We start from the raw sequence: 397 nt of genomic DNA, 5'->3' as shown, positions 1-397 counted from the left end.
GAGCGTGACGATGAGCGCGACCTCGATGACGGTCACGGCGACCGCGAGGACGAGCGAGCCGAACGGCTCGCCGACGCGATGGGCGACGACCTCCGCGTGGTGCACCGCCGCGAGCACCGCCCCGCCGAGCAGCACGCCGGCGGGCACGAGCACGAGCGCGCCCGGCTTCGAGCCCCAGGTCGCGATCGCCATGAGGGCGGCGAGGATCGGGACGACGGTCGTCCAGGAGAGCGAGCGAAGCGCGGGCACCGCCTCCCAGACAAGCAGGTCGCCTCGTGCGCGGTCGGTGGCCGGACGTCCCGGCTCGGACGCGCGGGCGCGTGGCGAACGCAGCCACGGGTAGGGACTCCCCCATGGATGCCATCGTCTGGATCATCATCGCGGTGGTCGTCGTCAT

Annotated in this window: 1 pseudogene; it reads right to left on the bottom strand. The window is 73.0% G+C overall.

Annotated features, from left to right (window positions below):
• Nucleotides 1-192, bottom strand: a pseudogene (locus I6F37_RS43540) (ionic transporter y4hA); the annotation flags it as partial.
• Nucleotides 193-397: the final 205 nt, after the last annotated feature.

The sequence above is a fragment of the Bradyrhizobium sp. NBAIM08 genome, assembly GCF_020193935.1.
GTDB lineage: Bacteria > Pseudomonadota > Alphaproteobacteria > Rhizobiales > Xanthobacteraceae > Bradyrhizobium > Bradyrhizobium yuanmingense.
This window is presented reverse-complemented; position numbering and strand designations above follow the sequence as displayed.